We start from the raw sequence: 5412 nt of genomic DNA, 5'->3' as shown, positions 1-5412 counted from the left end.
GTGGTTTTTTTAGGATCGAGGATTGTATGCTACGAACGTGTTCGTATCTTGCTACGAAGATCTTCGTAACTTCGGATATTCCCTGGCGGACTCATGGCATCATCCAAACCAACCGCGGCGGAGCTGGCGATCCTGCGTGTACTGTGGATACACGGGCCTTCGACCGTGCGCGCCGTACACGAAGCGCTGCGCGCGGAGCAGTCGACCGGCTACACAGCCGGCTATACGACCGTTCTGAAGCTCCTCCAGATCATGCGGAAGAAAGGACGGGTAGTGTGCGACACGGCGAACATGGCGCACGTGTATCGGCCGGCGGCATCCGAGGCCGAGACGCAGGCCGACCTGGTGAAGGACTTGTTGGACGGGGCGTTTTACGGGTCGACGCGGGCGCTGGTGCTGCGTGCGTTATCCATGCAACCCAGCACGCCGGAGGAGCTGGCGGAGATTCGGCAACTGATCGAGGAGTTGGAGCGGGAAGGGTAGGGAGGGGGGTACGGGGTGTGTGTAATCATTTTTTTGAAAAAGGGTGACGGTATATGGCATCATTTCTGGCAAAAATCCCCCCTGCTCTGGTCGACGCTATAGGTTCAGCGTTGCTGCATTTTCTCTGGCAGGGGGCGCTGGTGGCGCTCGGACTGGCGATTGCGCTGCGTTTGTTTCGGGGCGCCTCGGGCGAGTTTCGGTATGCGTTGTGTGTTGGGGCATTGGTGCTGATAGTACTCTTGCCGGCGACGACGGCGGTGTCCTCCTATCTGGCTTCCACGAGGATCGAGACTAACGGGGCCCTGTCACCAATGGCGCCGGCCTTTGAATCCCCGCCGGATGCGGCGCCGCCGGCCTCCGGGCAAACGACCGAGCCGACATACGCGTCGCCAGCGCCGCCCCTATCCCGGTGGGACCTCCTCCGGTTCATGGCCCTGCAGATTCATGTGCTCGTGTTTCGGCTCTGGCTCTATGCGCTCCCGGTTTTCCTCCTCCGTCTCACCTTTGGCTACTTCGGACTCGTGCGCCTGCGGCGAAGCAGTCTGCCGCTCACTGATCCGCGGTGGATCGCGGCGGTCGATTCGCGGAGGGAACGGATGGGGATTACACGACGGGTCCGGCTGGCGACGTCAGAGGCTCTCGCCCAGCCGGCGCTGATCGGCTGGCTCAAACCGATGATCGTCCTCCCTGCGGGTATTCTGGCCGGACTCCCACCGGCGCACATCGAGGCGCTGCTGGTGCACGAGCTGGCGCACATCCGTCGGCACGACGCCCTGGTGACTTACCTGCAGGCTCTTCTGGAGACGCTATTGTTTTATCACCCGGCCGTCTGGTATGTGTCGCGCCGGCTGCGGATCGAGCGGGAGTTCGCGTGCGACGAGGCGTCGGTGCGGGCGTTGGGTGATGACCTGACCTACGTCCGCGCCCTGGCCGGACTCGAGGAGCGCCGGGGGCCGGCGCTGGCGCTGGGCGCGTCGGATGGCCGGCTGGTGGATCGGATTCGGCGGATCGTCGAGTACAAAAAACGGCCCGCGAAGGCCATCCAGACCCCCTCCTGGGCGCTGGCGACGGTGGCTGTGCTGGCCGCCGGCACGCTGCTCGCCGCCTGCGCGCGAAATCCGGGCAAGGCGATCGAAGGCACCCCGGACGAACTTTTTCTTCAGGCCGTCGAGCAGGTGAAACAGGGGGATTTTTTCCGGGCTCAGGAGATCGCCGAGCCATCGGCCGAGCAGGGGAATCTGTGTTCGATGCAGCTGTTGGCCGAGCTATTAGCCGGCAACCCATTCCCGGCAGTAGGCCGCCCTGAGTTCTTTTACCCCGGAATGCCCTGGCTGGGGCAAGACGAAGCCGCTTCGCGGGCCTGGGCGGATCGGTTGGAGGAGACGCTCCACGAACGTGCGGAGGCCGGCGATGGGGGCGCGATGTTGTGGTTGTCTTATAGACACAAACCTGACTGGAGAATCACTTCTTTTTGGCCGCAGGGCGACAACGATTCGTTGGCGCAACACTGGTTTGCTCGTGCGCTCGAAGCCGGCCATCCGATCGCACGGCGCAGCCAGGCGGTGAAACTCGCGCGCGAGGAGCGCCTGGAGGAAGCCGACCTTCTTTTCGAGGAATTGGCCCGAGCCGGGGATAGCTATGCACTCTGGGCGTGGAGCTGGATTTATATGGACACACGCCGCAATCGCGTAGACCCCGAGCGGTACTTTGCCATTGCGAGCCTGGCCGTCGAACTGGAGGCCGAGGGCGTACACGAGTGGCTAGGGGAGCGCCTGCGCGAACTCCAGGAACAGGCGGCCCAGGGTAATCCGGAGGCGAAGGCCTATCTGGAAGTGGTCAACCGGCACCAACTCATCGAACGCCTGGCGGCACTCCCCGAAAAAGCCTGGGACCCCGGGCGCTACATCATTCCTCCTCTGTGCGAAGGACAGTCCAAACTGTACGAGTTGACGCGCCTGGATTAGAACCTGCTACGATGTGGTATTTCCAGTCCTCTCGTCATCCCCCCGCCAAGCCGGGGGCAGACTCTCGCCAAACGAGCGAAGCGACTAACCGGGTAAAGCGGGAAACGAGCATGGCGACTTACGAAGTAGTCCAAGCAAGGCTTAATGATTGGCATGGATCCCCAATCAAGTTGGGGACGACGAACGGGGAGCGTCGCGACATCACACGTAAGCTCAGCCCTCCGATAGGCTGGATCTCAGGGATTCTCAACAGATTCTAAACCCCAAGCCGAGCCCGAGAGACGACAACCCTCCGCGTCTCCCCCTCTCCGCGGGCCACCTCCTCTCCAATCCCATTGGACAAGCAAAGCTGCACGAATCGAGCCCGAGAGACGACAACCCTCCGTGTCTCCCCCTCTCCGCGGGATACCCCTCACACTCCCGGCCGCACCCGCTCATACACAGCCTTCGCGATGCTCGCCCCGAGCGCGGCGGACTGCTGGCTGTCGGTCAGGCCTTCGATGAGGATGACGAGCACGAAGGGATTCTGAAGGGGCGGATACACGATGGCGGCGTCGTGGTGGATGGCGGTGATCTGGCCGGTTTTGTGGGCGATCTCCGCGTCGAACGGCACGCCGGCGGGGATCATCTCCCCGAACTGCTGGGCGAGGAGCACCTCCCGCATGGCCTCATCGCTCGCGGGGGAGACGGCGGCGCCCTCCATCAACCGTTGCATGACCAGCGCGAGGTCGGCGGCGGTGGTTGTATTACTCATGCCCCGCTGGAACGCCTTGATGTCCTCCACGCCCCGGAGGACCTGCATGTGGCGCGTCCCGAGGCGCTGCATGGTACCCTGGACGGAGTCTGGCGTGACGGTGTCTATCAGCAGATTCGTCGCGAGGTTGGATGAGACGGTGATCATCTGGAAGACGAGATCGCGCACGCTCATGAACTCACCGAGGCGTCGGTACATGGCGTCGTCGGAGTCGTCTTCGATCTTGAAGTTGGATTCATCGACGATGGACCGGAAGCTGTTGACGACGGGCAACTGGTGATCCAGCGAAAGCCGGCCCAGCTCGGCCTGGCGATAGACCTCGATCATCACGGGCACCTTCATGGTGCTGGCCGCATGGAACGACCGGTCCGGGTTACGATCCCACGAAACCCCGTTTTCAGGGTCGCGCACGGCGACCGCCACGACCGCTTCCGGATAGGAGCCCACCAGGGCATCCAGGACTTCATCGAATCCGCTCATCGGGTCAGGTGGCGTGCAGGAGGCCAGCAGCAGGAGAAAAGAGATGAGGGCGGGATATTTCATGCGCGACGATGGGTTTCGGGGGCAAGATACGCGTTCCGCCGGGAATCGTGAAAATAAGCGCCGGCGTTGCGCACCCGGGCCGCCGGCTGTACCTTGATGCCATGTTCTTTTTCATCTCGCAGAGGTTCCGCATTTTCGGATCAAAAGGGAATCCGGTCATTCGCTCGCGAAGAATCCGGAGCTGTACCCGCAACTGTTGGTTGCCCTCGGTGCCGAGGACGACGACGTCGCCGCCACTGTGCTGATTGCACGGGAAGGCCGCCGGCCGAGTCCTCGCCACTGGCAACGAGCCAGGAGACCTGCCTCTGCGTTTACCGCCATCGACCTCCGGGCTATGAGGTTCGTGCACTCCCCACCGTTTTCCGGCGCGAGGTCTTGCTGGTGTATCAGCCGTACGCCTCGCGGCCCGGGCGTTTGCGCGTGTCGCATCCGGTGAGTCGTAGCCCGAGCTTCAGATCATTGAGGTTCGGGTTTTTATGTTTTACAGACGCCTTTCGGTTCTTTTGCCGGTCGCGGGGATCCATCTTTGTACAATCCTCCCGGCTCGTTCCCAGTCGGCCCCGGGTGATTCCGTCGTCGCTCTCCCGGAGATCACGGTGACGGCGGCGCGCCGGCCGGTCGCGCTCGACCGCGCTCCTGTTCGCGTGCAGGTGCTGGATAGTGACGCGCTGGCGGCTTCCCACTCCCTGGCAGACGTCCTGGACCGCCGCGCCGGCTCGTTTATCCGTCGCTATGGATCGGGGCTTGCGTCGATGACGCAGCGCGGAGGTACGGCCGCGCAGTCGCTCCTCCTGCTCGACGGCCTGCCGCTGTCCGATCCGCAGCTCGGGCAGGTGGATCTCTCCCTCGTCCCCCTCTTTTTTGTCGATCATGTCGAGGTTCTGCATGGCGCGGCCTCCTCGTTGTACGGCAGCGATGCGATGGCCGGCACGATCCACCTGCAAACCGCGGCGCCCACCGAACCGCTGGAGGTGTCCGTGGAAGCCGGCGCCGGGCCGTTTGGCGAGCGCCGGGCGGGCGGGTCGGTCGCGACGGCTCGCGAAAACTGGACGGCTCGCGTCGCCGGCGAGTACCTCACGGAGGAGGGCGATTACCCGTTCTGGAATCCATCCCTTTTCCCAGCCCGCGAAGCGACGCGCATCGGTGCCGACCGGCGGCAGGGTTCGCTTTATGGTCAGGTGGCGCGTCGTTCGGGCGAGGCGCGCACGTCGCTCTCGGTGCTGGCGACGGAAGCCGAGCGGGGACTGCCCGGCCCCGCCACGGCCGCGCCGGTCGGCGAGCGGCAGGGGGACCGTCAGCTGCGCCTCTGGATGGGCCACGAGCAGGTGGATGTGCGCGGCGCCTGGCGTGTCCGCGCCGGCATCCAGCAGAGCCGGCTCCGCTACGTAAACCCTCGACTGCGGGTGGACGACGCCGGCCGGGTGGGGACTACGATGCTCCAGCTGGAGCGCCTGGGACGGATCGGATCGCTGGATTGGACGGCCGGCGCCAGCGGTTCCCTCGGCCGCGCCGATCATCCGAGTTTGCCGGACGACGCGCGCCGGCGCCAGGCGGCGCTATTCGCCAGCGCTGTGGTAGAGGCTGGCCGGATCCATCTCTTTCCCTCTCTACGCCTGGATGCGGCGTCGGCGGACAGAGCATGGTACTCGGCGCTAAGCCCCGGCCTGG

At 64.4% G+C, this 5412-nt stretch carries 4 protein-coding genes and 1 riboswitch; of the genes, 3 read left to right on the top strand and 1 reads right to left on the bottom strand.

Translation table 11 applies throughout. The features are described 5' to 3' along the window. Positions 1 to 93 precede the first annotated feature (93 nt). Both SH809_00325 and SH809_00320 read left to right on the top strand, forming a co-directional pair. Positions 94 to 483, top strand: coding sequence for a BlaI/MecI/CopY family transcriptional regulator (locus SH809_00325; GenBank protein ID MDZ4698121.1), 390 nt, complete (start codon positions 94 to 96; stop codon positions 481 to 483). A gap of 53 nt (positions 484 to 536) precedes the next feature. Next, the gene (locus SH809_00320) at positions 537 to 2447 is read left to right on the top strand and encodes a M56 family metallopeptidase (protein ID MDZ4698120.1); all 1911 of its coding nucleotides are present in this window, start codon (positions 537 to 539) and stop codon (positions 2445 to 2447) included. Between the two features lie 412 nt (positions 2448 to 2859). Here the strand turns inward: SH809_00320 and SH809_00315 are convergent, their stop codons facing one another. Then, positions 2860 to 3744: a serine hydrolase gene (locus tag SH809_00315; protein ID MDZ4698119.1), complete on the bottom strand. Its 885-nt coding sequence runs from the start codon at positions 3742 to 3744 to the stop codon at positions 2860 to 2862. 105 nt (positions 3745 to 3849) lie between these two features. Next, a riboswitch (cobalamin riboswitch) is annotated at positions 3850 to 4066 on the top strand. Between the two features lie 154 nt (positions 4067 to 4220). On the opposite strand from SH809_00315, the gene SH809_00310 reads away from it, so the two are divergent. Then, positions 4221 to 5412 (top strand): TonB-dependent receptor plug domain-containing protein (locus tag SH809_00310; protein ID MDZ4698118.1); only part of this gene is annotated, 1192 nt, incomplete at its 3' end.

This window comes from Rhodothermales bacterium, assembly GCA_034439735.1.
GTDB lineage: Bacteria > Bacteroidota > Rhodothermia > Rhodothermales > JAHQVL01 > JAWKNW01.
The sequence above is the reverse complement of the archived record's forward strand: the minus strand, read 5'-3'. Positions and strand labels throughout refer to the sequence as shown.